Source organism: Pectobacterium versatile (assembly GCF_020166435.1).
Classification (GTDB): Bacteria; Pseudomonadota; Gammaproteobacteria; order Enterobacterales; family Enterobacteriaceae; genus Pectobacterium; species Pectobacterium versatile.
The window spans coordinates 64305-85937 of the sequence record NZ_JAINZP010000005.1 but is presented as its reverse complement, the minus strand read 5'-3'; the positions used below and the strand labels follow the sequence as shown (position 1 = coordinate 85937).

At 42.0% G+C, this 21633-nt stretch carries 24 protein-coding genes; 7 read left to right on the top strand and 17 right to left on the bottom strand.

Annotated features, from left to right (window positions below; all coding sequences use genetic code 11):
• Positions 1-29: 29 nt before the first annotated feature.
• Positions 30-995, bottom strand: a complete 966-nt coding sequence (ycjG, locus tag K7X24_RS08315; protein WP_170310048.1) for an L-Ala-D/L-Glu epimerase — start codon at positions 993-995, stop codon at positions 30-32.
• Positions 996-1199: 204 nt separating this feature from the next.
• Between ycjG and rph the strand changes: the two genes are divergently transcribed.
• Both rph and pyrE read left to right on the top strand, forming a co-directional pair.
• A complete protein-coding gene (rph, locus tag K7X24_RS08310; RefSeq protein ID WP_014913743.1) occupies positions 1200-1916 on the top strand; it encodes a ribonuclease PH in 717 nt (238 codons plus the stop codon).
• 292 nt (positions 1917-2208) lie between these two features.
• The gene (pyrE, locus tag K7X24_RS08305; RefSeq protein WP_039490174.1) at positions 2209-2850 is read left to right on the top strand and encodes an orotate phosphoribosyltransferase; all 642 of its coding nucleotides are present in this window, start codon (positions 2209-2211) and stop codon (positions 2848-2850) included.
• A gap of 64 nt (positions 2851-2914) precedes the next feature.
• On the opposite strand, the gene slmA is transcribed toward pyrE, so the two are convergent.
• The 3 genes from slmA to coaBC form a co-directional block, all read right to left on the bottom strand.
• Positions 2915-3511 (bottom strand): nucleoid occlusion factor SlmA, encoded by a 597-nt coding sequence (gene slmA, locus K7X24_RS08300; RefSeq protein WP_005967978.1) that lies wholly within the window; start codon positions 3509-3511, stop codon positions 2915-2917.
• A 128-nt stretch (positions 3512-3639) separates the two neighbouring features.
• The gene (gene dut, locus K7X24_RS08295; RefSeq protein WP_039278621.1) at positions 3640-4098 is read right to left on the bottom strand and encodes a dUTP diphosphatase; all 459 of its coding nucleotides are present in this window, start codon (positions 4096-4098) and stop codon (positions 3640-3642) included.
• Entirely contained in the window at positions 4076-5353 is a 1278-nt protein-coding gene (coaBC, locus tag K7X24_RS08290; RefSeq protein ID WP_411961339.1) for a bifunctional phosphopantothenoylcysteine decarboxylase/phosphopantothenate--cysteine ligase CoaBC, read from the bottom strand. The genes dut and coaBC overlap by 23 nt, the downstream gene beginning before the upstream one ends.
• 152 nt (positions 5354-5505) lie before the next feature.
• On the opposite strand from coaBC, the gene radC reads away from it, so the two are divergent.
• The 5 genes from radC (at position 5506) to K7X24_RS08265 (ending at position 8906) form a co-directional block, all read left to right on the top strand.
• Positions 5506-6171 carry a RadC family protein gene (gene radC / locus K7X24_RS08285; RefSeq protein ID WP_224554214.1) on the top strand — a complete coding sequence of 222 codons (666 nt, stop codon included), beginning with the start codon at positions 5506-5508 and terminating at the stop codon, positions 6169-6171.
• Between the two features lie 237 nt (positions 6172-6408).
• Positions 6409-6645 (top strand): 50S ribosomal protein L28, encoded by a 237-nt coding sequence (gene rpmB / locus K7X24_RS08280; protein ID WP_039278630.1) that lies wholly within the window; start codon positions 6409-6411, stop codon positions 6643-6645.
• An 11-nt stretch (positions 6646-6656) separates the two neighbouring features.
• On the top strand, positions 6657-6824 hold the full coding sequence (rpmG, locus tag K7X24_RS08275; RefSeq protein ID WP_002208990.1) for a 50S ribosomal protein L33: 168 nt from the start codon (positions 6657-6659) through the stop codon (positions 6822-6824).
• 231 nt (positions 6825-7055) lie between these two features.
• A complete protein-coding gene (gene mutM / locus K7X24_RS08270) occupies positions 7056-7865 on the top strand; it encodes a bifunctional DNA-formamidopyrimidine glycosylase/DNA-(apurinic or apyrimidinic site) lyase (RefSeq protein WP_224554213.1) in 810 nt (269 codons plus the stop codon).
• Between the two features lie 66 nt (positions 7866-7931).
• Positions 7932-8906, top strand: coding sequence for a glycosyltransferase family 9 protein (locus tag K7X24_RS08265; RefSeq protein ID WP_224554212.1), 975 nt, complete (start codon positions 7932-7934; stop codon positions 8904-8906).
• An 8-nt stretch (positions 8907-8914) separates the two neighbouring features.
• On the opposite strand, the gene coaD is transcribed toward K7X24_RS08265, so the two are convergent.
• From coaD to K7X24_RS08200, 13 genes are all read right to left on the bottom strand, one after another.
• Positions 8915-9394, bottom strand: a complete 480-nt coding sequence (coaD, locus tag K7X24_RS08260; RefSeq protein ID WP_198999019.1) for a pantetheine-phosphate adenylyltransferase — start codon at positions 9392-9394, stop codon at positions 8915-8917.
• 39 nt (positions 9395-9433) lie between these two features.
• Positions 9434-10711: a lipid IV(A) 3-deoxy-D-manno-octulosonic acid transferase gene (waaA, locus tag K7X24_RS08255; protein ID WP_224554211.1), complete on the bottom strand. Its 1278-nt coding sequence runs from the start codon at positions 10709-10711 to the stop codon at positions 9434-9436.
• A 226-nt stretch (positions 10712-10937) separates the two neighbouring features.
• A complete protein-coding gene (locus K7X24_RS08250; protein WP_224554210.1) occupies positions 10938-11798 on the bottom strand; it encodes a glycosyltransferase family 32 protein in 861 nt (286 codons plus the stop codon).
• 458 nt (positions 11799-12256) lie between these two features.
• Entirely contained in the window at positions 12257-13369 is a 1113-nt protein-coding gene (locus tag K7X24_RS08245; RefSeq protein ID WP_224554209.1) for a DegT/DnrJ/EryC1/StrS family aminotransferase, read from the bottom strand.
• Positions 13370-13386: 17 nt separating this feature from the next.
• Positions 13387-13920 carry a GNAT family N-acetyltransferase gene (locus K7X24_RS08240; protein ID WP_224554208.1) on the bottom strand — a complete coding sequence of 178 codons (534 nt, stop codon included), beginning with the start codon at positions 13918-13920 and terminating at the stop codon, positions 13387-13389.
• The gene (locus tag K7X24_RS08235) at positions 13910-14317 is read right to left on the bottom strand and encodes a sugar 3,4-ketoisomerase (RefSeq protein WP_224554207.1); all 408 of its coding nucleotides are present in this window, start codon (positions 14315-14317) and stop codon (positions 13910-13912) included. The genes K7X24_RS08240 and K7X24_RS08235 overlap by 11 nt, the downstream gene beginning before the upstream one ends.
• Positions 14318-14566: 249 nt before the next feature.
• On the bottom strand, positions 14567-16054 hold the full coding sequence (locus K7X24_RS08230; protein WP_224554206.1) for a hypothetical protein: 1488 nt from the start codon (positions 16052-16054) through the stop codon (positions 14567-14569).
• A 169-nt stretch (positions 16055-16223) separates the two neighbouring features.
• Entirely contained in the window at positions 16224-17699 is a 1476-nt protein-coding gene (locus tag K7X24_RS08225; protein ID WP_224554205.1) for a glucosyltransferase domain-containing protein, read from the bottom strand.
• Positions 17699-18616, bottom strand: a complete 918-nt coding sequence (locus tag K7X24_RS08220; RefSeq protein WP_224554204.1) for a glycosyltransferase family 2 protein — start codon at positions 18614-18616, stop codon at positions 17699-17701. Before K7X24_RS08220 ends, K7X24_RS08225 begins: the two co-directional genes overlap by 1 nt.
• On the bottom strand, positions 18613-18900 hold the full coding sequence (locus tag K7X24_RS08215; protein WP_318013135.1) for a GtrA family protein: 288 nt from the start codon (positions 18898-18900) through the stop codon (positions 18613-18615). Before K7X24_RS08215 ends, K7X24_RS08220 begins: the two co-directional genes overlap by 4 nt.
• Positions 18901-19031: 131 nt before the next feature.
• On the bottom strand, positions 19032-19808 hold the full coding sequence (locus tag K7X24_RS08210) for a hypothetical protein (protein ID WP_224554202.1): 777 nt from the start codon (positions 19806-19808) through the stop codon (positions 19032-19034).
• 139 nt (positions 19809-19947) lie between these two features.
• On the bottom strand, positions 19948-20727 hold the full coding sequence (locus K7X24_RS08205; protein ID WP_224554201.1) for a glycosyltransferase family 2 protein: 780 nt from the start codon (positions 20725-20727) through the stop codon (positions 19948-19950).
• 111 nt (positions 20728-20838) lie between these two features.
• Entirely contained in the window at positions 20839-21633 is a 795-nt protein-coding gene (locus K7X24_RS08200; protein WP_224554200.1) for a glycosyltransferase family 25 protein, read from the bottom strand.

The following is a 21633-nucleotide window of genomic DNA, read 5'->3' as shown; positions in this document are numbered from 1 at the left end:
TGGTTTCATGGTTGCTTCGATTGATAGCGTCATAGCCAGATTCGGCCGAGGTTATAGGTCAGATAAGGCGAACTGTCGGCGGCTAGCCAAATAGGGCCATCGAGATCGACGTGCTCGGCATCTGCGGCGACGGGCAGGGCGGCTTCCATTGCCATTGACGAGCCCAGCGTGCAGCCGACCATAATGCGCAGGCCGTGAAAGTGGGCTTCGCGCACCATCGCCAGCGCTTCGGTCAGCCCGCCACACTTGTCCAGCTTGATGTTGATCATGTCGTAACGACGGCGCAGCCCGACGATGTCTCCGCTGTGGCGGCAGCTTTCGTCCGCGCAGATAGGAATCGGGTGAGAAAACCGCTGTAAATCCTCGTCTTTACCGACAGGAAGCGGTTGCTCAATCATGGCGACCTGATAAGGCAGCAGGGCCGTGGACAGGCTATGTAAATCCAGCCCGCTCCAGCTTGCTCTTGCGTCGATAATCAATCTGGCATTGGGCGCGGCGGCACGAATGGCGGCGATCTTCTCCAGAATCAGCTCGCGATCCAGTTTGATTTTTAGCAGCAGGGCACCGTGGGAAACGGCATTGGATGCGGCGGCGGCCATTTTCTCCACGCTGTCGAGCGCCAACGTTTGCGCACAGACCACGGACGTGGGGGGATGAATGCCGATGCGCTGCCACAGTGTCTGTTTTTCTAATGCGGTGTTGAGCCGCCACAGGGCGCAGTCCAGCGCATTTCTGGCCGCACCTGGCGATAAATCTTTCTGGAGCTGTTCGATGGTCAGGCCGTGTTCTATTGCCTCACGGACCGCAGAGAGCTGGCGACATACGCTGTCGGCGGACTCGCCATAATGGGCGACTGGCGTACATTCGCCTTGTCCAATAAATCCTTTTTCTTCCAACGCGACGCGGATAACGGTAACCGCGCGACGCGTCCCGTTATCAACCGCCATAGGACGGGCTAGGGGCAGATTGACCGTTTCAATTTGCATATGCCGCATCATGATTTTTTCTCATCAACGCTCAGGGGATGAACGGACTATTTCATGATGCATCATCACTGACGAATACTTGTTCATCAGTAGGGTATAACCTCAGGTTATACCATAAGTTCAAGGTATGGCTTTCTGATGCCGCTTTCCTGCAACGCGAGTGATTTCGTGTATAATACGCGGCAGTTTTCATTGACCCACCGGAGATGAGCCATGCGCCCAACAGGCCGAAGTGCACAGCAAGTACGCCCCCTTACATTCACCCGTCATTACACGAAACACGCTGAAGGTTCCGTTTTAGTCGAATTTGGCGATACCAAAGTGTTATGCAATGCCACGGTAGAAGAGGGTGTTCCGCGCTTTCTGAAAGGCCAGGGACAAGGATGGGTCACCGCCGAATACGGCATGCTGCCGCGTGCGACGCACAGCCGTAACTCGCGTGAAGCCGCCAAAGGTAAGCAAGGTGGGCGGACGCTGGAGATTCAGCGCCTGATTGCACGTTCCCTGCGTGCGGCAATCGACCTGAAAGTGCTCGGTGAATACACCATTACGCTCGACTGCGATGTCTTGCAGGCGGATGGCGGCACGCGTACGGCGTCCATCACGGGTGCCTGCGTGGCGCTGGCCGATGCGCTGAACCAAATGGTTGCCAAGGGTAAGCTGAAAAAGAACCCGATGAAAGGCATGATCGCCGCCGTTTCCGTCGGCATCGTGAACGGCGAAGCGCTGTGCGATCTGGAATACGTGGAAGATTCCGCTGCGGAAACCGACATGAATGTGGTCATGACCGAAGACGGCCGCATGATTGAAGTGCAAGGGACGGCCGAAGGCGAGCCGTTCAGCCACGAAGAATTGCTCACCCTGCTGGCGCTAGCCCGAGGGGGAATTGATACCATCGTTCAGGCGCAGAAAGCCGCCTTAATCGATTGATTTTTAAAGCGACCAATTGGTCGCTTTTTTATGGCGTGCCATCCCTGGCCGCCACCCTTACGGGCCGTCGCAAGCGACGTTGAAAATTTCTCCCGGAAATTTTTTATGTCTGACCAATTTTATTTCTAATTAATAACTTAATTATACTCTAAATAATTCGAGTTTCAGGAAGGCGGCAAGAGAAGGAATCCCGATGAGCTTACTCAAGTAAGTGATTCGGGTGACTAAACGCAGCCAACGCACATGCAACTCGAAGTATGACGAGGATATCTGTAAGACGAGGAGATGCAGTATGAAAGCCTACCAGCGCCAGTTTATTGAGTTTGCACTCAGCAAGCAGGTATTGAAGTTCGGCGAGTTCACCCTGAAATCCGGGCGTATCAGTCCCTATTTCTTCAACGCCGGGCTGTTTAATACTGGGCGCGATCTGGCCTTACTGGGGCGTTTTTATGCGGAAGCCTTGGTTGATTCCGGCGTAGCGTTTGATTTGCTGTTCGGACCGGCTTACAAAGGCATTCCGATAGCCACTACCACTGCGGTGGCGCTGGCAGAACACCACGATCGCGACCTGCCGTACTGTTTCAACCGTAAAGAAGCTAAAGACCACGGTGAGGGCGGTAGTCTGGTCGGTAGCCCGTTACAGGGCCGCGTGATGCTGGTGGATGATGTGATTACGGCGGGTACGGCGATTCGCGAATCGATGGAGATCATCGGTGCGCACGGGGCGACACTGGCTGGAGTGATGATTGCGCTGGATCGTCAGGAACGCGGCCGTGCCGAGCTGTCCGCGATTCAGGAAGTGGAACGCGACTATCAGTGCACGGTGATTTCGATTATTACGCTGACGGATTTAATTGCTTATCTGGCGGAAAAACCAGAGATGGCAGCGCATCTGGATGCGGTGAAAGCCTATCGTGAGCAGTACGGGATTTAACGTAGTGAGTCAGGAACCCGCCGGAAGAGAATATCTGGCGGGTTTTAATCTCTAAGAGCGGTGTTTAGTTCAACTGTGCCGCCAACAGCGGCCAGCGGGTGTCGAATTCCTGCGTCGGACGATAGCGGAATTCAGAGCGAATAAAGCGCGACAGCATCCCTTCGCAAAACGCTAACAGCTGGCTAGCCAACAGCGTTTCATCATGCTGGAAACCTTTGCCATCGCGTAGCTTGTGCTCGCGCAACACCTGACGCAGCTGCGATTCAATACGCTCAAACAGCTGGTTAATACGCCCCTGCAAGCGATCCTGTTCAAACATCAGCGCGTGGCCAGTCATGATGCGGGTCAGACCCGGATTTCGTTCCGCAAACCCTAAAATAAGCAGCAAAATCAGACGAAGACGATTAAACGTTTCTTTTTCGTCTTGCAGAATCAGGTTAATGCGAGTGGTCAGGCTATCCTCAATAAATTCAATCAGGCTATCAAACATCCGCGTTTTACTGGGGAAATGCCGGTAGAGTGCCGCTTCGGACACGCCGACGTTCGCAGCTAATTTTGCCGTGGTGATACGTTGGCTACCGTCGCTGGATTCCAGCATCTGCGCCAGCGCCTGCAAAATTTCCTCGCGGCGATTCCTTTTCGTATTTTCTTTTTCTGCCATGTCTGAAAAGACCCTTGCTAAATATTTGACTGACAAGCACCCGTTAGCGCCACAGTAGCCATTTCTTTTTGAATAGATAGGCGCTGTGGCTTATAGGAGTTTTTTACACTATGGGTGGCTGGATCGCGTTAGCTACGGCCAGAGTGGCCGAAGCCGCCTTCTCCACGTTCGCTGCCGACAAAATCTTCGACCAGATTGAATTCGGCCTGAACGACGGGCACAAAAACCATCTGTGCGATACGCTCGCCCGGTTCAACCGTAAACGTTTGTTGACCACGGTTCCAGACGGAAACCATCAACTGTCCCTGATAGTCCGAATCAATCAGCCCCACCAGATTCCCCAGCACCACGCCGTGCTTATGGCCCAGCCCAGAGCGGGGCAGGATAACCGCCGCCAGCCCGGTATCGGCAATGTGAATCGCCAGCCCGGTTGGAATCAGGGTCGTTTCCCCTGCTTTGAGTTCAATCGGCTGATCCAGACAGGCACGCAGATCAAGCCCAGCAGAACCTGGCGTGGCATAGGTCGGTAACGGAAATTGCTGCCCAACGCGCGGGTCAACAATCTTAACGTCGATTTTTTTCATCATAACGGCTGATAATCTCGTCGATTAATTTTTGGCCAAGCAGACGCTTGTCGCATTGCGGCAACGGCGTGTCACCATTTTGCCAAAAAAGGTGTAACGCATTGGTTTCACTGTTAAAACCATGCCCGGAAAGAGAAACGTTGTTCGCGCAAATCAGATCCAGCTTTTTACGCGCCAGTTTTTGTCGGGCGTATTCTTCCACATTCTGGGTTTCGGCAGCAAACCCGACAACATAAGGACGATTTTTCGTCATGGCTGCGACACCGGCGATAATATCTGGATTTTTGACCAGAGTGAGAGTCATTTCATCGCCCTGCTGGTTCTGTTTTTTAATCTTCTCATCGGCGATGTGTTTAGCACGATAATCTGCAACCGCAGCACAACCGATCACAATGTGCTGCTGAGCCGCATGCTCCATCACCGCGTGCTCCATCTCCAACGCGCTGCCGACATCAATACGCGTGACGCCCTGCGGTGTGGCAAGTGAGACAGGGCCACTTACCAGTGTAACCTTAGCGCCACGAGCGGCAGCAGCCTGCGCGATAGCAAAGCCCATTTTCCCAGAGCTATGGTTGGTAATAAAGCGAACTGGGTCCAGCGCTTCTCTCGTTGGCCCTGCGGTGATCAGAATGTTCAGATGTTGCAGATCGTTGATGGCAGAAAAATGACGCTGCGCCAGCCCAACAATGTCCATCGGGTCGATCATGCGGCCTGGCCCAATATCACCACACGCCTGACTGCCGCTATCTGGCCCCCAGATCGGTAAACCTCGGGCGGCCAGCGTGCGCAGGTTGTCCTGCGTGGGCTCTGCGCGATACATCTGCTGATTCATCGCAGGGACAACGGCGATAGGGGCGGATGTTGCCAGACAGATCGTGGTCAGCAGGTCATTCGCCATGCCAGCAGCGACTCGTGCGATCAGATCGGCAGTCGCTGGGGCGAGAATGACTAAATCAGCCCATTTTCCTAACTCGATGTGGCCCATTGAGGCTTCTGCCGCGGGGTCGAGCAGGTCGTCTGATACCGGGTAGCCGGAGACGGCTTGCAGCGTCAGCGGAGTGATGAAGGCTTTAGCGGCAGGGGTCATGACAACTCTTACGTCGGCTCCGCCATCGCGCAGGCGTCGCACCAGTTCCGGGCACTTATACGCGGCGATGCCGCCGCTGATACCCAGCACGATTCGTTTGCCGGAGAGTGCATTCAGGCTGGAAAATTCCGTCATCATCATGGTCCGATTGAAAGTCAGAAGATGCGTCATTTTACCATAACCTTGAGGCCAGATAGGAATCTTAAGGTTACTGCTGTGGTTTCCCGAAGAAGATTGCAAAGCGTTTCGCAGCTTTTTATCGCAGATATCCTTCTGTTTTTGTGGGCGTGGCATGATGTTGTCGAGCGGTATAGGGAGGGATGATGGGCTGGGAAAAGGAATTGGCACCGCGTGAAAAGCTGGTGCGCTTAGGGGCGGAATCGCTGACGGATGCCGAACTGTTGGCGATTTTTTTACGCACAGGGTTACCTGGCGTGCATGTGATGCAGTTGGCAGAGGGCTTGTTAGCGCAGTTCGGGTCACTCTATCAACTGATGATGGCTGATCAGTCAGCGTTTCAGAATGCCAAGGGCGTGGGGATATCAAAATATACGCAAATCAAGGCGATCTCAGAGCTGTCACGGCGGCTGTTTTTCTCTCGTCTGGCGAAAGAAGATGCCATGCTAAACCCAGAAGCGACGGGGCAATATTTGCAATTCCTCTTGTCTCGACGTGAACGCGAGGTCTTTTTAGTCCTGTTTTTAGACAATCAGCATCACGTTATTCGCCATCAGGAGATGTTTGTTGGTACGATTAACAGCGTGGAAGTCCACCCACGTGAAATTGTGCGTGAAGCGCTAAAGGTGAATGCTGCAGCGCTGATTCTGGCGCATAATCATCCGTCGGGAAAAGCGGAGCCGAGTCAGGCTGACCGTGCGATAACCGAACAGATTGTCAAAGCGTGCCTGTTATTGGAGATCCGCGTGCTCGATCATTTAGTCATTGGGCAGGGTGAATATGTTTCTTTTGCCGAGCGCGGCTGGATTTGACAGATATTTCCGCGATCCAATGGGATCTTTAGCTGTTCGGGACTTGAGCACTTACGCTTCAGAGCGTATACTACGCCACCTTTGAGAATCTTGGGTGTGGCGTTAAGAGCCTATCTCAGCAGGTTTATCATGATGACAGAGTCTTTTCAGTGAAGTTGCTGAGATGGGCTCTAAAGCCTGACGAGGCGGCCAAACCCTATACGAAGCTCGAGCTGATTTGATTTTTGGAGAATAGACATGTCCCGAGTCTGCCAAGTTACTGGCAAGCGTCCGGTGGCCGGTAATAACCGTTCCCACGCAATGAATGCGACCAAACGCCGTTTTCTGCCGAACCTGCACTCACACCGTTTTTGGGTTGAAGGTGAAAAACGCTTTGTAACGCTGCGTGTATCTGCGAAAGGTATGCGTGTTATCGACAAGAAGGGTATTGAGACGGTTTTGGCCGATCTGCGTGCCCGTGGTGAAAAGTATTAAGGAACTGAATCATGGCTAAGGGTGTTCGCGAGAAGATCAAGCTTGTTTCTTCTGCTGGTACTGGTCACTTCTATACCACTACGAAGAACAAACGTACTAAGCCGGAAAAATTGGAATTGAAGAAATTCGATCCTGTTGTCCGTCAGCACGTTCTCTACAAAGAAGCTAAAATTAAGTAATTTCTGCTTCTTGATAAAAACCCGGCCTTGGTCGGGTTTTTTTTCGCCACATGCCAGCCAGCATGTCGGTTTGATTTAACGGTTTTGTGTTAAATACTGTGGGTAAAATACGCCAGCAGTGACCCTATTTCTCATCGTATCCCCCTGTCTTGCGTGCTGTCACAGAGGGTATCCTGTTGTTTATGAAAACGTTGTTTATGCTAACGTAGCCACTTTTATCAGGAGACGCACATGCCTGAATTACCTGAGGTTGAAACCAGTCGTCGGGGTATTTCCCCTTATCTCGTTGGTCACACCATCCTTTATGCTGAAGTGAGAAACTCGCGCCTGCGCTGGCCGGTATCGGCTGAGGTTCTCTCGCTGAGCGATGAACCCGTTCTCAGCGTGCGTCGGCGGGCAAAATATCTGCTGATTGAGTTGACTCGCGGCTGGATTATTGTGCATCTCGGCATGTCTGGCAGCCTGCGGGTGTTGCCGGAATATAGCGAACCGGAGAAACACGATCATGTTGATTTGGTGATGGATAGCGGTAAGGTGCTGCGTTATACCGATCCTCGGCGTTTTGGTGCCTGGCTGTGGACGGATAACCCTGAAACCTGCTCGGTATTGGCGCATCTCGGGCCAGAACCGTTAGAGGCGGAATTCTCAGCAGATTATCTTTATCAGGCTTCACGCGGTAAAAAGACAGCAATCAAACAGTGGATTATGGATAACAAAGTCGTCGTCGGCGTAGGTAATATTTACGCGAGCGAATCGCTGTTTGCTGCGGGTATCCATCCTGACAGAACGGCTGGATCGTTAAATGAAAACGATGCAGCCATATTGGTGAGCGTGATTAAACAGGTGCTACAGCTTTCGATTGAGCAGGGGGGCACGACGCTGCGTGACTTTTTGCAATCAGATGGCAAACCCGGTTATTTCGCGCAGGAGCTGCGAGTCTATGGCCGCAACGGTGAACCTTGTCGGACATGCGGAACGCCGATAGAAATCGCGAAGCATGGGCAGCGCAGCACATTTTTCTGTCGCCGCTGCCAGAAGTAATCGGTATTGTGGATAAAAATTCAGATAAGTAACAATGACGATAATACTTATTAAGGGAAAAGAAGTATGCAGCGCATTCTGCTGATAAGAATCGATTTTCTGGGTGACATGGTATGCACTACAGCATTGATTCACTCTCTGAAAAGAAAATGGCCGACTGCCGACATTCATGTATTGGCGAATAAGTATAATTCATACGCGCTTGAAGATAACCCAGACGTAAAAGAAGTGCATCGTTACGTTTACAGCAAAAGCCGAGAGAGAAATAATCGTAGTGGTTTAATCAGTTCATTAATCGATAAGTTTCTTTTGATTATGCATTTAAAACGTTTGGATTTTGATTTGCTGATTATTCCTAATGGTGGGATGAATAAGAATGCAATTCAGTTCGCCAGATGGATGAATATTCCTGATAAACGTTGGCACACGGCCGAGACAGAGTTTGACGATCGCAAGATCGAACATGTTGCTAATCGGCCAATAAAGCATGAAGTATTAGCGGGGTATGATTTAGTGCCTGATCTTGGTGTAACGAGCACTGACGATCTAAAGCTTTATATTTATCCTAATCCAGAATTAAAAAAACAATGGTCAGAAAAATTAGAAAATAACGGTAAAGCGAATATCGGATTTTTTATATCAAATAAAGCACATGAGCGCCGTTGGCCGTGGGGAAATTGGTATTCGCTCGCTAAGTTACTTGGCAATGATTTCAATATTATTATTTTCTCTAATCCTGGCGAGAGGCCGGAACAAGATGCGCTTAATGGCATTACGGTTCAGTGTATCGATACTGAAACAGTGCCTGATCTTATCGCAGCGATGAGCCGATTAGATCTGGTTGTTTCGGCTGATAGTGCACCCGTTCACCTTGGTGCGGCATTGCAGATACCGGTTGTCGGTCTATTCGAAGCAAGACCAGAGAAATATTTGCGTTGGTATCCGATTGGTGTCAATCACGTCTTGCTGCATTCAGGCAAATGCATCGACAGCATTAGTGTGGCTGATGTCAAAGAGGCCGTCATTTCTCTTATCCCGTAAACGGATTATCAGCGGAGCTTTTCCATTAAGGCACTAACGATGGCATCGGGCAAGAAATGCGATACGTCACCGCCGTGGCGAGCCACTTCCTTAACCAAAGAAGATGAAATAAACGACCACTCTTCTGATGGCATCAGGAAGACGCTTTCGAGAGTCGGCATCAAGTGGTGGTTCATCTTTGCGAGTTGGAGTTCATATTCAAAATCGGCAACGGCTCGCAAACCACGCACAAGAATATTGGCTTTTTGCTGTTGTGCGAAGTGCACCATAAGATCGCTGAAACCGACTACTTCGACGTTCGATAAATGCTGTGTCGCACCTTTTGCCAGCCCCACGCGTTCATCCAGAGTGAAAAGCGTACGTTTACTCGGGCTGGCAGCGATGGCCAGCACCACATGGTCGAACAGGCGTGATGCACGTGTCAGCAGATCCAAATGACCATTGGTTAATGGATCGAATGTTCCAGGATAAATCGCTTTAGTTGTCATCACGTCAGCCCTTCATTCACTGTCTGGGTAGCTACTGCTTTACTGTGTCCGCTGGGGCAAATAAGGTTCCAGTAGCGTAAGCAGCATCTGTAGTGCGCCCTGGTTTTGGTGTAACACTTCCACGGCGTGTCGACCATAGTAAAGACGATAGTCTTCGTCAGCGAGCAGTTTCCCGACTTCTTTTCCAAGTGAGTCTGCATCGGTCACGGTAATCAGCCCGTCGGCCTGATCGAGTTTGTTGCAGATATCTTTGAAATTGAACGTGTGTGGCCCCATCAATACTGGGATCGCATGAGCTGCCGCTTCTAGCGGATTATGTCCGCCTCGTTCAACCAAGCTTCCACCGACAAAAGCCAGATCGGCGATGCCGTATAACAGCATTAGCTCGCCCATGGTGTCCCCAATGACGACCTGTGTATTTGCGGGAGGCTGTTCACCGCTGCTGCGCAGCGTGTAGGTGAATCCCAGATTTTCTGCCAGCGCCTGCGTGGTGGAGAAACGTTCTGGGTGGCGAGGCACAAGAATGAGTAGTAAGTCAGGGTAGGTGGCAAGCAGCTGTCGGTGAGCGGCTAGAACGATCGCTTCTTCACCTTCGTGCGTACTGGTGGCTATCCATACTGGACGGTGTGGCGCCCATTGTCGACGTAATGTAATCGCTCGTGCTGCCAGTTCCGGCGTCACGGAGATATCAAATTTGAGGCTGCCAGTGACTTTCAGGCTGGAGCGCTTCAGACCAAGCTCGATAAATCGATTCCCATCTTCCTGATTCTGTGCGGCGACGAGGGTAATGCGCTGCAAGATATGGCGCATGAGCTTTCCAATTTTTTTGTAACCTGCCGCAGAGCGTTCTGACAGTCGTGCATTGGCAATGACCAGCGGAATGTCGCGTTTATGCAGCTCTGCGATCAGATTTGGCCACAGCTCAGTTTCCATAATGATGACGATTTTCGGGCGAACCTGATCAAAAAAACGCTTCAGGGCAGAGGGTAAATCATAAGGCAGGTAAACGTGATAGACCGTGTCGCCAAAAGCCGAACGCACGCGCTCGGAGCCAGTTGGCGTCATGGTTGTTACCGTGATCGGCAGATTGGGATAACGATGGCGCAGTGCTCTCACTAAGGGAATGGCGGCCAGTGTTTCACCCACCGACACCGAATGCAGCATGATACCGTCTGGTTTGACCTTCTCTGCACAAAAACCGTAGCGTTCACCCCAGCGTCGACGATAGGCCGGAGCCTTACGGCCACGAAGCCACAGGCGAAGCCAAATCAACGGTTGGATGAGGTACAGGATAATGGTGTAGAGAGTTTGTAGCATAAGGTTTACTGTTATCGGTTATCGCTGGGGTGATTTTATAGGGTTCGTGAGGATAAGGCTATTTGTAAAACGGATGTCGTTTATTCCTCAGCCGATTTTCCTAAAAATTGCAGGCGGATGTGCACATGGCCGCAATCGTTGAATTTGGTACGGGATAAACAGACAACTGAACGAACAAGAAGATCCAACTACATCCACCTGTACTTTACTTGTGAGACGTTTGTATCTATTTTGAGTTTTTAAGTAAGACACGTTTCATTTTTCTTATGACACCTTTGCTTTCATTAATAATATTTTTCTTTAGGCGCTGCAAAGGGTAAATAAAAAACAACCATAATTGATAATATAATTTATCTTTTCCTTCCAGAATAACAATAGAGTCTTTGAGTTTACTGTAGTGGTTTCTGTTAAGCTTTCTTAGTGTGTCTTCGGTAACATTGCGGTATGTTAACCCTATGTTACGATGATTTTCTTCATGATGGAAAAACTCAGTTTTATTGATTTTTTCAATGCCAACAGAAAATGGTACTGGGCCTGTAGTATTTAACACCCCTTTCATCCCTACACCATAAATCCAAGGTTTGTAGCGTTTTAATCTATGCACAACTTCGTCTATAGCGGATTTAATGTAAGGAGATTCTGGTACTGAAATTAGGTTCCATTGTTGGTATTCTCCACACTTTAAGAAACCTAGCTCTTTGTGCAATCCCATGTTTCGATCACAACCACATTCTTTATTATCCCAACTGCATAGCAATATGTCGCAATCTTCTTTAATGACGTCATCGAGCGGGATCAAACATGAGCTTTTAATGTCCGAGTAAACGCCACCCTCGATGTAAATCAACAGATAGCGAAATAAACCAGCCCTGGCTGCACCATACTTTGATTCGATGCTTAAATAGACACTCAGCATCTCTTTTCCATAATGCTTGTCTATATATTCAATTGTGCGAATTTCATCGTAGAAATAATATTCCCAACCCGGATTGAGCTCTTTTAATTTATCCACAGACACTAAAATTTCTTTAGGCAGATTGTGTACGCCTTTAGTGTATATCTGATGAATTCTCTTAGGTATTTTCATCACCGTGTCGTCCTTGGTGAAACTGGGAGTATTTCTAATAGTAGATTGTTTATTTTTATGGTTAAATGAAAAATCATATTTTCATATAAAATTAAAAATCACACTCAGATCAAGGTATAGTTTCTCATTTTATTTCTTCCTGACTAAGTATGATAATTGGTGTAAAAACTCTTGAAAAACAGTGATGAAAACTATACACGGCTTTCTATAGCCAGATTTATTTTCATTAGAAAATTATTATCGGTAAGGCTGCTAGGTTTTTCTATCATTCATGTTTTTTATCGATTGATAAATTTCTTTTCTGTTATTGTCCCAATTTTTATCAAATGGTGTTAATATTAGTTTGCATTTCAGGATAAGTGCTTAATGATGGATCATAGGGGGAAATAAATTTTGGCACTGACAAAGCCACATTTTGTTTTGTCAGTGACCTGCTATGGATAGTTGTGAGAGTAATTTTACCCCTGATACTCATTTATTGCCGTAATAATAGCTTTTACTTCTATATCAGACAGTGTTGGCCCTATAGGTAAACTTAATACTTTATTATGAATGGACTCTGTAATCGGTAAAGTCCCTTCTTTTAGACCTAATTCACGATAAGCTTGTTGAAGATGTGGAGGCGTGGGGTAATGAATTAATGTCTGAATCGCTTTATCGGAAAGAAATTCTTGTAATTTATCTCGGTTATCACATTGGATCACAAAAAGGTGCCATACATGTTCACTGGAAAAATCTGGTAAATGAGGTAATGAAATTAAGTTGTTCACAATGTCAGTACAATACTTTTTAGCTATTTGCTGTCTTCTGCTATTGTTCTCATCTAAGTATTTTAATTTTATAGTTAAAAAAGCAGCTTGAAGTTCATCAAGTCTGCTATTTACACCTTGATAAAGATTTTCATATTTTTTATGTGAACCGTAGTTTCTCAGTGCTTTTAACGCATCTGCTAATTCATCATTGTTGGTTGTAATAGCACCAGCATCACCTAGTGCACCAAGGTTCTTCCCTGGATAAAAACTGAAACCAGCTGCATCTCCCCATGATCCTGCCTTCTTACCATTGAGCACTGCACCATGAGCTTGGGCACAATCTTCAAGAACAAGAAGATTGTGTTCTTTGGCAATGGCCATAATTTCATCCATAGGGCTGATTTGACCATAAAGATGCACAGGCAAAATGGCTTTGGTCTTTGGCGTAATTGCTGCTTTTATCGTATCAGGTAAGAGATTGTAGGTTACAGGACTGGGTTCAACTAATACAGGGACTAAATCATTCTCAGTAATGGCAAGTACAGATGCAATGTAAGTATTTGCTTGAACAATAATTTCATCACCTTTTTTTAACCACCTTAATTCTTTCCATGCTCTGATTGTTAATATAAGAGCATCTAACCCATTCGCTACTCCAATACAATGCTTTGTTTCACAGTATTCTGAGAATTTTTCTTCGAAATTATAAAGCTCTTGACCTGCAATATACCACCCGGATTTTAATACTCTCAAGAAATTTTCAGTTAACTCCGTTTCATGCGGGGAATTAACCTCTTTAAGATTTAAAAAATCAATCATTTTAGTCTCCAAAAAATTCATAAAAAATTTTTATATTTTTCTTTTAATTTCAAAAAAGCTTCGTGTGTATAAACAAAAAATAAATCTATGTCGCTTTCAGTTACTAACTGCGCACCACTTTTTTTATGAAAATCAATAACGTGAATATTGTTTTTTCTGACATCAAAATGACATTTTTTAAAACCAAGATGCATAAATCCAACTTCATAGACTAATAAAGCACTTTCTATTGCAGCAGATCGTGTTTTATTTTCGTTCAAAATCCAGCTTCCCCAACAAAAAGACTCCTTATGATTTATAAAATCATACAGCCTGACTGTCCCAATAGGCAGTTTGGAATCATTTCTCATAATAATATAATAATATTCGAGATTGTTATTTTCTTTTATTTTATAGTTGGTTAACCATTTTTTTTGGCTTTCTATATCCCCATCAACTAATGATATATATTTATTTAATTTATCATTAACGCGGAGTTGAAATATAAATTCAGCATCACTAGTTGTAGCTAACCTTAAGGAAATTGTCTTGCTTGATATATCAGACACCATGTGTTGTTACTCCTGACTTGAATTTGCTATATTCTCTGATATAATCGGACTCATCATAAATCTGATCGGCTAGCACCATTAATACGCAGTCATCGGTAAAATCATACATTTCTCGCCAAATACATGAATCAATAAGAAGTCCTTGAGCTGGGTTATCTAATAATAACTCTACCTTTTCAGTGCCATCATCAAGTAAGAAACGACAAGAGCCACGAACGGCAATTGCTATTTGTTTTAATGATTTATGGGCATGAAATCCTCTTCTGACACCCTCTTTAGTTTTAAATAAATAATATACACGTTTAATTTCAAATGGAATATTTTTACCTTGTTCTAGTGCAACTAATGCACCACGGTCGTCACCGTGTGTTTGTAACTGTATTATTTTTACTTGCATAAACTTATTCCAATATTATTTAATAACATGTTTTAAATATTGCGCATACTTAAAACTTATCTCGATAGGATTTTTTCTGGCAATGAGTCTATAGCGCAGGGGAAGCACGCTTCATAGTCCTCGAGCCTTTTCATCATAAACTAACTTTCGATGAAAGCGATTCGTTCAGTCTGTCTATTCTTTTATTTTTATAAATATTAATATAAAGCTATATGAAGTTGGCTTACATTTACTTTAATGGCATTCACTTTAGCGAGAGTGTTTATATTCTAAACAGGATTTTATTAATTTATCAAAGGGCTTTTTTACGGTTTTTTTATAAATTAAATATGAAATCTTATTGGCTTTCTCTTTGAATGTAAGATATTTAAAGCAAATTGGTGCTATATTGTTTTTACTACGTATTGATATAGGAAAGTCCATTATTTTTTCCTTCTCAAGGAAACTGATATCGCCTGACCATGAAAGATGCTTATTACAAAGGTTTTCAGCATAGATATTATTTGTTAGGGCATCAATAAATCTATTTTTTATAGACTCTTGAGCGTTTATTTCTTTCAGTACTTGATATGTTTCATCTATTTCTTCTGATGTGCTCATGTATTCAAACATATCTTTTATGTTTTTTTTCTTAAGGCGTTCTACAGGAGAGTACCCTTGCAGAGGGCTAGTCAGACCGATGCATTTTTTCCCATAAATAAATTGTTCAGGAAAAGCCGTAGCTCCGGGGAGTGGGTGGCTATCTATATAGACGGATGCATTTTCTGTTATCTGCAAAAAAATATCATGTGGAATACTTGCCATCAGTTTTAAACGTTTTGTATATTTTATTTTTTCCACTATCCACCAAGGATCATTAACAATATCGCACCCTATTACATAAAATGTAGATTGAGGATAGTTTTTCATTACGAATGATATTATTTCTTTAAATGATATTTCTTTATTTTTATTAAATTTATAAGACGTGCCTGAAGTGAAAAAACTATCACCATCCTGTATTATTTTAGATTTATTGAGTATGCTTTTTGATGTATTCCCCATGTCTAGTGGTATGCCAAGGAATGATTTTTTAGCATGTAACTCTCTTTTATCGTCTATTCTTTGGCCGAGCGAACTAATTTCAAACCAAACATCTGCGACACTCACCCCATAACTGAACGTATGATCTGAATGGTTTACAAAATAAATTGTTAAATTATCGTTTATTTTTTTTGCTAAAGCACAGGAGATAACAGTGTGAATATCGTCTGGGTGAATATTTAGTATTAATTTTTTATATTGACTAAGCGATTTAGCAACCTCAAAAATACGATTAATACCATCAGGAAATTCATCTTCTGTATATGAAATTACATTTTTGAAATATTGCTTCATTCTAATTTTTTCATCATGGCCAGATTTTCTTGTAATAATTAAATCTGGTTTGTCATCTAGATATGATGAAATACGCTCCATTAACCTCGTGTGACCACCACTGAGATAAGGTTGGGAAATAACAAATAAATTTTCATGAGTACTTACTGGTGAAATTTCTTTCATTACTACTGTATCTATTTCGTTAATATACCTGTTGGATAGTGAATTCTCAATCTCGGTTAAGCTATAAACTCCAATGTTGTTATTAGATAAAATTTCACCGAGAATTTTCGCGTCAATTAGAGATTCATTTAAGGATTTACCATTTATAACAGTATCTATTAATTCTTTTAACTGACGTTTGCTGTTTTTTAACATAGCCATTTTCTCTTTGGTGATATACTTATTCTGAGATGAAATACTGATAATTATTTTATATGTATAACACCGTACTCAAAAAAGAGTGCATGAATGCCTCTTCATTATTTTCTATAAATTAATACGATGATGTTAAGTTTTTTAGATGGTCTATTATTAGGGAGGTTTGTTAAAAATGAGCGCAGAGGTTATTTTTTTCTTTAAAAAAAACCAAATAATAATCATCACTTTTATAGATCGAATAAAAATAATTATCTCGTAAAGGCATTGGGTTTTTCTGGCACAAAAGCTCTATTATTTCTTTAGGATCACCGTCCCAAAGCTGAACTGTATTTTTATGTCCATAAGCAAGGAGAAGCGGACGAGCAATCCAAGGTTCAAGAGGACTAAGAATCTTACCTATAATTGGTTGATGAGAGCTAATTACTTCAGATATTGGAGATAAGCCTGCGCTTCCTGCAACATAGATTGGTTGCGAGGTAATGTTTAAGTTACTTAAATCATAAGATATATATGATATGATTTCTTTTTCATACTCGCGTTGCGCTTTTAAAGCGTTTGCGAATTGAAATGAAATTACGCATGCTATGAAAATAAAAATTCCTGTTGGAACAAATCTTCCTCTTTGATGGATATATTTTGTTATGCCCACGACAAAAAAGAAAGGAACTGCTGAAAATCCAACTAACACTCTGACATCAGTAATTTTTTCTACTAATAAAAATGATACACCTGTTGTTGAAAAAAATAAAAGGAACGGTATAGACACTAAGCATGCAATTATTTTAATAATATAAATTTTATCTTTTTTACTAAAAATATAAATTTTATATGTATTCTGCATGGAAAAAAATAAGAATAAAACCAGTAATATGCTGGCTATCCATTTTATATAACCAGTATAAAGTAGTTTTAGTATTTCCCATGTTTGATAAAAAATTATTTCAAGGGATGGTATAACGTCTGATAAAGGAATAATGTTTGCCCGCCCGCCACCTATATTCCCCAGCTTTATTTTTTCAAATATATAGTAAATAACATAAGATGTGATGAAAACTGAGCTATCTTTTAATAAAGACTGAAATTTAGATTCATCTGTTTTTTTGATATTAAAAGCAATGTGCGTGGCGATTAATCCCAAAAATATATTAACGCAGGGTTGATATATAGTAAGAGATAAAAATAATAAAAATATAGGCTTTAATCTGTATTTATTTTCTTTGTTTTTCGATAAATAAAATGCGAGCACTGATAATGCTAACGAAATAACCATTCCTGCACTATCAAAACGATAGGCAAGGTTCTGGAGAAATAAAGGGCTAGCAAATAATAAAGGTAATGTTATTTTTGCATATATAGCATCTATAGATAGATTTTTGTTTGCTATAAATGTAAGTGTGTAGCAAATTATTGCAATAGATACTATATATCCTAATGGATAAGAATCAATGTTTGCTCTGCTCAAGTAAAAGATATGAGCTATCAGGTCAGCACCTTGCCTGCCTGCCCATCCCCAGGGACCATCTCCAGTGACAACTCGAAACGCATCATCTCTATAATAAACGCCTGTTAGCATTATTGGCAATGAGAAAATTATGCATGAAACCCATATAAATATATTTATATTTTTCGTTTCTTTTTCCATTAGCCTTTCTTCCTTAAAAAATACCGAGGCCGTCTTTTTGTTTCAATGTATACTCGTCCTATATATTCACCAAGGACACCGATTCCAATTAATTGAACACCGCCAAAAAATAAAATAGATACGAGTAAGGAGGGATAGCCAGGGACTGGGTTACCTCGAATTATAGTATCAATAATCATCCATATACCATAAGTGAAAGATAACAGAGCAATCACTGAGCCAATGTAAGTCCATATGCGTAGAGGAAGCGTTGAGAAACTCGTAATCCCTTCGAGAGCAAGATTCCAAAGTTTCCATCCATTAAATTTTGTTTTTCCTGCTACTCGTTCAGCTCTAAAGTATTCAACAATTTCCGTTTTACCACCTACCCACGAAAGAACTCCTTTCATGAAAAGATTTCTCTCTGGCATTTCTTTTATATGTTCAACAATTTCCTTTGACATTAAACGAAAGTCGCCAACATTCTCTTCTATTTGAGGAGTGCTGATTTTGTTTTGAAGTTTATAAAATAATTCTGCTGTTCTCCGTTTAAAGTATCCATCAATGGAACGGTCTGAACGTTTTGCTAATACAACGTCTGAACCTGATTTCCACTTTTCAATCATCAGAGGAATAATTTCGATTGGATCCTGTAAGTCTACATCAATTGGGATGATGGCATCACCTGTTGCATGTTCTAACCCTGCAAACAATGCAGATTCTTTACCGAAATTTCTGGTAAAAGATAGCGATATAACTAAAGGGTCAGATAGAGAGAGTGTGTTTATTATATATTCAGTAGAATCTTTACTGCCATCATTTACAAAGATCATTTCAACATCATATTTTTTAAGCTTTTCAAATTCACGTACTGTTTTATAGAAAATTGGGATAGTATCTTCTTCATTAAAGACAGGTACAACTAGCGATATTTTCATCTTACGCCCCTAAATATCACATATTTTGAAAATAGAAAACCTAGCACTAAACTTATTCCAGAGAACTCAATTAATGTCACCAGAGGATTAATGTTATAGTAATCTGAAATACTTCCACAAATAAAACTTACCATGCCAGTAAAAATGACAAAAGCTATGTATTTTTTTGTTGTTGGTCTGGCTTTGAACGTGAATTTAGCATTTGCAAAAAAAGAAAAAGTCACTGCTGTTGAAAATGAAATTAAATTGCTTAATGCTTGATTAAGAGAGCTTACATAAAACATTATAGAAAATGTAACCCAATGAATTATTGTATTTATTACACCAATTGTAATATATTTATAAAATAATCTAATCATATTTTTTATGGGTGCATGATATGTCAGTTAATTGTAATTTTATTCTGTTTTTTTAATTATTTTAATCTTTTTTTAAATCTTTTAAATTCGCGTGATATTTTTCCCAAAATGCTTTTTTTATTTAAATAATTAGCTACATAGCTATCGTGACTTTCACTAGATGCCCTGATAATGTATTTTCTGTAATCAATTTCTCCTTCACTTGAGGTTATATCATTAGATATTTGAATGAAGCAGTCTATGAGATCTTTATTTCTCGACTCAAAAAGATGAAGATAGCTATGTTCGTAAATAGTAAATAAACCACAGATGTGGTTTTCCCCTATCAACCATTTTGGGACTGCGACATCTGAAGGGTAAACGAATTCAGGTTGGTGCCCTGCTTGTATTGCAGCGTCTGTTAGACGGCCTCCAACATCAAATTTATCATCCGCTTGTAATGACGGTGCCCCTGCATTTCTCCAAGTTTCTCCTGTTAGAGCAATAAACATTGGTCCTACATAGACATAATGGTAATCAATATGATTCGCTGATTGGGCACATCCAAACACTTTTCCATTACGTGCAGATATTATGGCTTTTTTAATCGCATTCGAGTTTAGTGGGATACAGTCAATATCAACAATGATAATAACATCTTCATCTTTTGCTGCATTAAGAATTTCCCTCATCCATATTCCATGATCCATTCCATGGCGATTGTGTTGCTCAATTTTGAAGCCAAATTTTTCAAAAACCTTTCGCTGGGCATTAACTAGCTGTAAATCGACATTGTTCCAATAAAGAGTAAATATTCGAACATTAGAATTATCGAAAGAATTTAACTCATCCATACCTATGGCCTTATGTTGAATTTAAATAGGAATATTTTATTCTCTAGAAATATAATTAAATAATATATTCCATCAACGCTATTATAAGAAATAATTTACAACTCTATTCTTATATATTCGTAGAATGAATGGTTTTTTATTAATTCGATGTGTTCTTTTTTTGTAGAGACCACAATTCCGTATATTTATTAAAAGTATACTGAGAGTTCACTATGGCTAGTAGCAATCCTTGTTTTCCATCTAAAAAACCAGCCCTAAATATCCATGTTTTAAGAAATGCAAAGGCTGTATGAATGAATATGTCTGAATAGCGGCACCGTTTCCCTCGACTGTGTCGTTCTTCTGCCCATGCCAAAGCGTAATGTAGTTGTTTTTTCTGGAAGCCTGAGAACTCACGGCATGTTAAATGCAATAAGTCACCTGATAATTTTTTAAGGGATGCACTACCATAATTTAGAGATTCATGTACAGTATTATCGTTATAAGTAAAACAGTTATTGGCATAGAAGCGAATGACATTATCTGGGTACCATCCACTGTGGCGCATAAATCGGCCAAGGAAGAGATTCCTTCTAGCACAAAAATATACATTTCTATTATCAATATCAGGCTTGGCTAGTATTTTTTCAATAGAATTGCGTAATTCAGGTGTTACTCTCTCATCTGTATCTATCACGAAAATATAATCGCCGTTGGCATAGCGTTGAGCTTTTTGCCTCTGTTTTCCATATCCTGGCCAGTCATTTGTATGATAGACTCGGGCACCATAATTTTCAGCGATCTCTACAGTATTATCGGTACTTCCTGAGTCAACAATAATTATTTCATCTGCCCATTCTACTGAGCGCAAGCATTCTTCAAGAAGTTCGGATGCGTTTTTTGCAATAATAACAATAGATAATTTATTTCGGATTCCCATTATTTATTGCCTTTATGATTTCTATGCCTTGATTTTTTTGGTTTTATAAATCTATAGCTTGGAAGTGATATAGTGAACGACTTCACTTTCTGGTATCTATTAGATGAAGAGTTACCATTTTAATGAACGTAAGAATTTTTTTATAATAAAGAAAAAATCATTAATACCTTTTTCAATATTTCCTTTCTTTCTACTCTCTTTTTTTATCTCTTGATCTAATTTCGCTAATCGTTCTTTCTCAATGTTACTGTTGGATATATCTACTATGGGGTGAGATATTATTTCTGTTAGATATATTTTTTTAAAACATTTTTTTTTGTATAGATAGTCCCACTTATCAGCAATGTAATAGTTACTGTTGAATTCTTCATGCAAATTTATTGCTAACTTTCTACTTACAAGATAACAACATGTTCTTGTTATATATATTGGCTTATAGGTTAGTTTTTTAAAAATAATACCATTTATATTTATTTTGTTAAAAAATGACAAGGATATTTTTCTTCTCTGGCTAAGGCCATCTTGCCCGCCCAGTATATAAAGATCCTCTTCGCTCATTTTGAGAGTTGACTCCTCAGATAATCCGTTTATAAGATGCTTCAATGAGGAGTTAATAATTGCATCATCTTCAAGAATAATAGCCCATTCTATTTTTTCATTAATTATTTTGGAATATATTTTTTGATGGCTTAAAGAGCATCCTATTTCCGATGCTGTTGGATTAAACTCTTTTGGCGAACTAGCCTTAATCCTGTCTAGCTCCTCTCTTGGTAGATCAGAACCTAGTATCGCGTCAATAAACTCAAAATCAATACTCTCTTTTTTTAGAGTATCAGCGATGGATTTTCTTCTGTTGGTGTCTTTAGCTAAAGATACAATGAATACTGGAACTTTATTCTTTTCCAT

What these genes read in the sequence shown, in the direction of transcription:
- rph (WP_014913743.1), top strand. Translation starts at nt 1,200, where the DNA reads ATGCGCCCAACAGGCCGAAGTGCACAGCAAGTACGCCCCCTTACATTC.
- coaD (WP_198999019.1), bottom strand. Translation starts at nt 9,394, where the DNA reads ATGACAACTAAAGCGATTTATCCTGGAACATTCGATCCATTAACCAAT.
- radC (WP_224554214.1), top strand. Translation starts at nt 5,506, where the DNA reads ATGGGCTGGGAAAAGGAATTGGCACCGCGTGAAAAGCTGGTGCGCTTA.
- K7X24_RS08220 (WP_224554204.1), bottom strand. Translation starts at nt 18,616, where the DNA reads ATGAAAATATCGCTAGTTGTACCTGTCTTTAATGAAGAAGATACTATC.
- K7X24_RS08205 (WP_224554201.1), bottom strand. Translation starts at nt 20,727, where the DNA reads ATGGGAATCCGAAATAAATTATCTATTGTTATTATTGCAAAAAACGCA.
- K7X24_RS08225 (WP_224554205.1), bottom strand. Translation starts at nt 17,699, where the DNA reads ATGGAAAAAGAAACGAAAAATATAAATATATTTATATGGGTTTCATGC.
- K7X24_RS08235 (WP_224554207.1), bottom strand. Translation starts at nt 14,317, where the DNA reads ATGCAAGTAAAAATAATACAGTTACAAACACACGGTGACGACCGTGGT.
- K7X24_RS08265 (WP_224554212.1), top strand. Translation starts at nt 7,932, where the DNA reads ATGCAGCGCATTCTGCTGATAAGAATCGATTTTCTGGGTGACATGGTA.
- K7X24_RS08210 (WP_224554202.1), bottom strand. Translation starts at nt 19,808, where the DNA reads ATGGATGAGTTAAATTCTTTCGATAATTCTAATGTTCGAATATTTACT.
- rpmB (WP_039278630.1), top strand. Translation starts at nt 6,409, where the DNA reads ATGTCCCGAGTCTGCCAAGTTACTGGCAAGCGTCCGGTGGCCGGTAAT.
- ycjG (WP_170310048.1), bottom strand. Translation starts at nt 995, where the DNA reads ATGCGGCATATGCAAATTGAAACGGTCAATCTGCCCCTAGCCCGTCCT.
- K7X24_RS08245 (WP_224554209.1), bottom strand. Translation starts at nt 13,369, where the DNA reads ATGATTGATTTTTTAAATCTTAAAGAGGTTAATTCCCCGCATGAAACG.
- dut (WP_039278621.1), bottom strand. Translation starts at nt 4,098, where the DNA reads ATGATGAAAAAAATCGACGTTAAGATTGTTGACCCGCGCGTTGGGCAG.
- K7X24_RS08240 (WP_224554208.1), bottom strand. Translation starts at nt 13,920, where the DNA reads ATGGTGTCTGATATATCAAGCAAGACAATTTCCTTAAGGTTAGCTACA.
- mutM (WP_224554213.1), top strand. Translation starts at nt 7,056, where the DNA reads ATGCCTGAATTACCTGAGGTTGAAACCAGTCGTCGGGGTATTTCCCCT.
- K7X24_RS08200 (WP_224554200.1), bottom strand. Translation starts at nt 21,633, where the DNA reads ATGGAAAAGAATAAAGTTCCAGTATTCATTGTATCTTTAGCTAAAGAC.
- K7X24_RS08250 (WP_224554210.1), bottom strand. Translation starts at nt 11,798, where the DNA reads ATGAAAATACCTAAGAGAATTCATCAGATATACACTAAAGGCGTACAC.
- K7X24_RS08230 (WP_224554206.1), bottom strand. Translation starts at nt 16,054, where the DNA reads ATGTTAAAAAACAGCAAACGTCAGTTAAAAGAATTAATAGATACTGTT.
- rpmG (WP_002208990.1), top strand. Translation starts at nt 6,657, where the DNA reads ATGGCTAAGGGTGTTCGCGAGAAGATCAAGCTTGTTTCTTCTGCTGGT.
- K7X24_RS08215 (WP_318013135.1), bottom strand. Translation starts at nt 18,900, where the DNA reads ATGTTTTATGTAAGCTCTCTTAATCAAGCATTAAGCAATTTAATTTCA.
- slmA (WP_005967978.1), bottom strand. Translation starts at nt 3,511, where the DNA reads ATGGCAGAAAAAGAAAATACGAAAAGGAATCGCCGCGAGGAAATTTTG.
- coaBC (WP_411961339.1), bottom strand. Translation starts at nt 5,353, where the DNA reads ATGACGCATCTTCTGACTTTCAATCGGACCATGATGATGACGGAATTT.
- waaA (WP_224554211.1), bottom strand. Translation starts at nt 10,711, where the DNA reads ATGCTACAAACTCTCTACACCATTATCCTGTACCTCATCCAACCGTTG.
- pyrE (WP_039490174.1), top strand. Translation starts at nt 2,209, where the DNA reads ATGAAAGCCTACCAGCGCCAGTTTATTGAGTTTGCACTCAGCAAGCAG.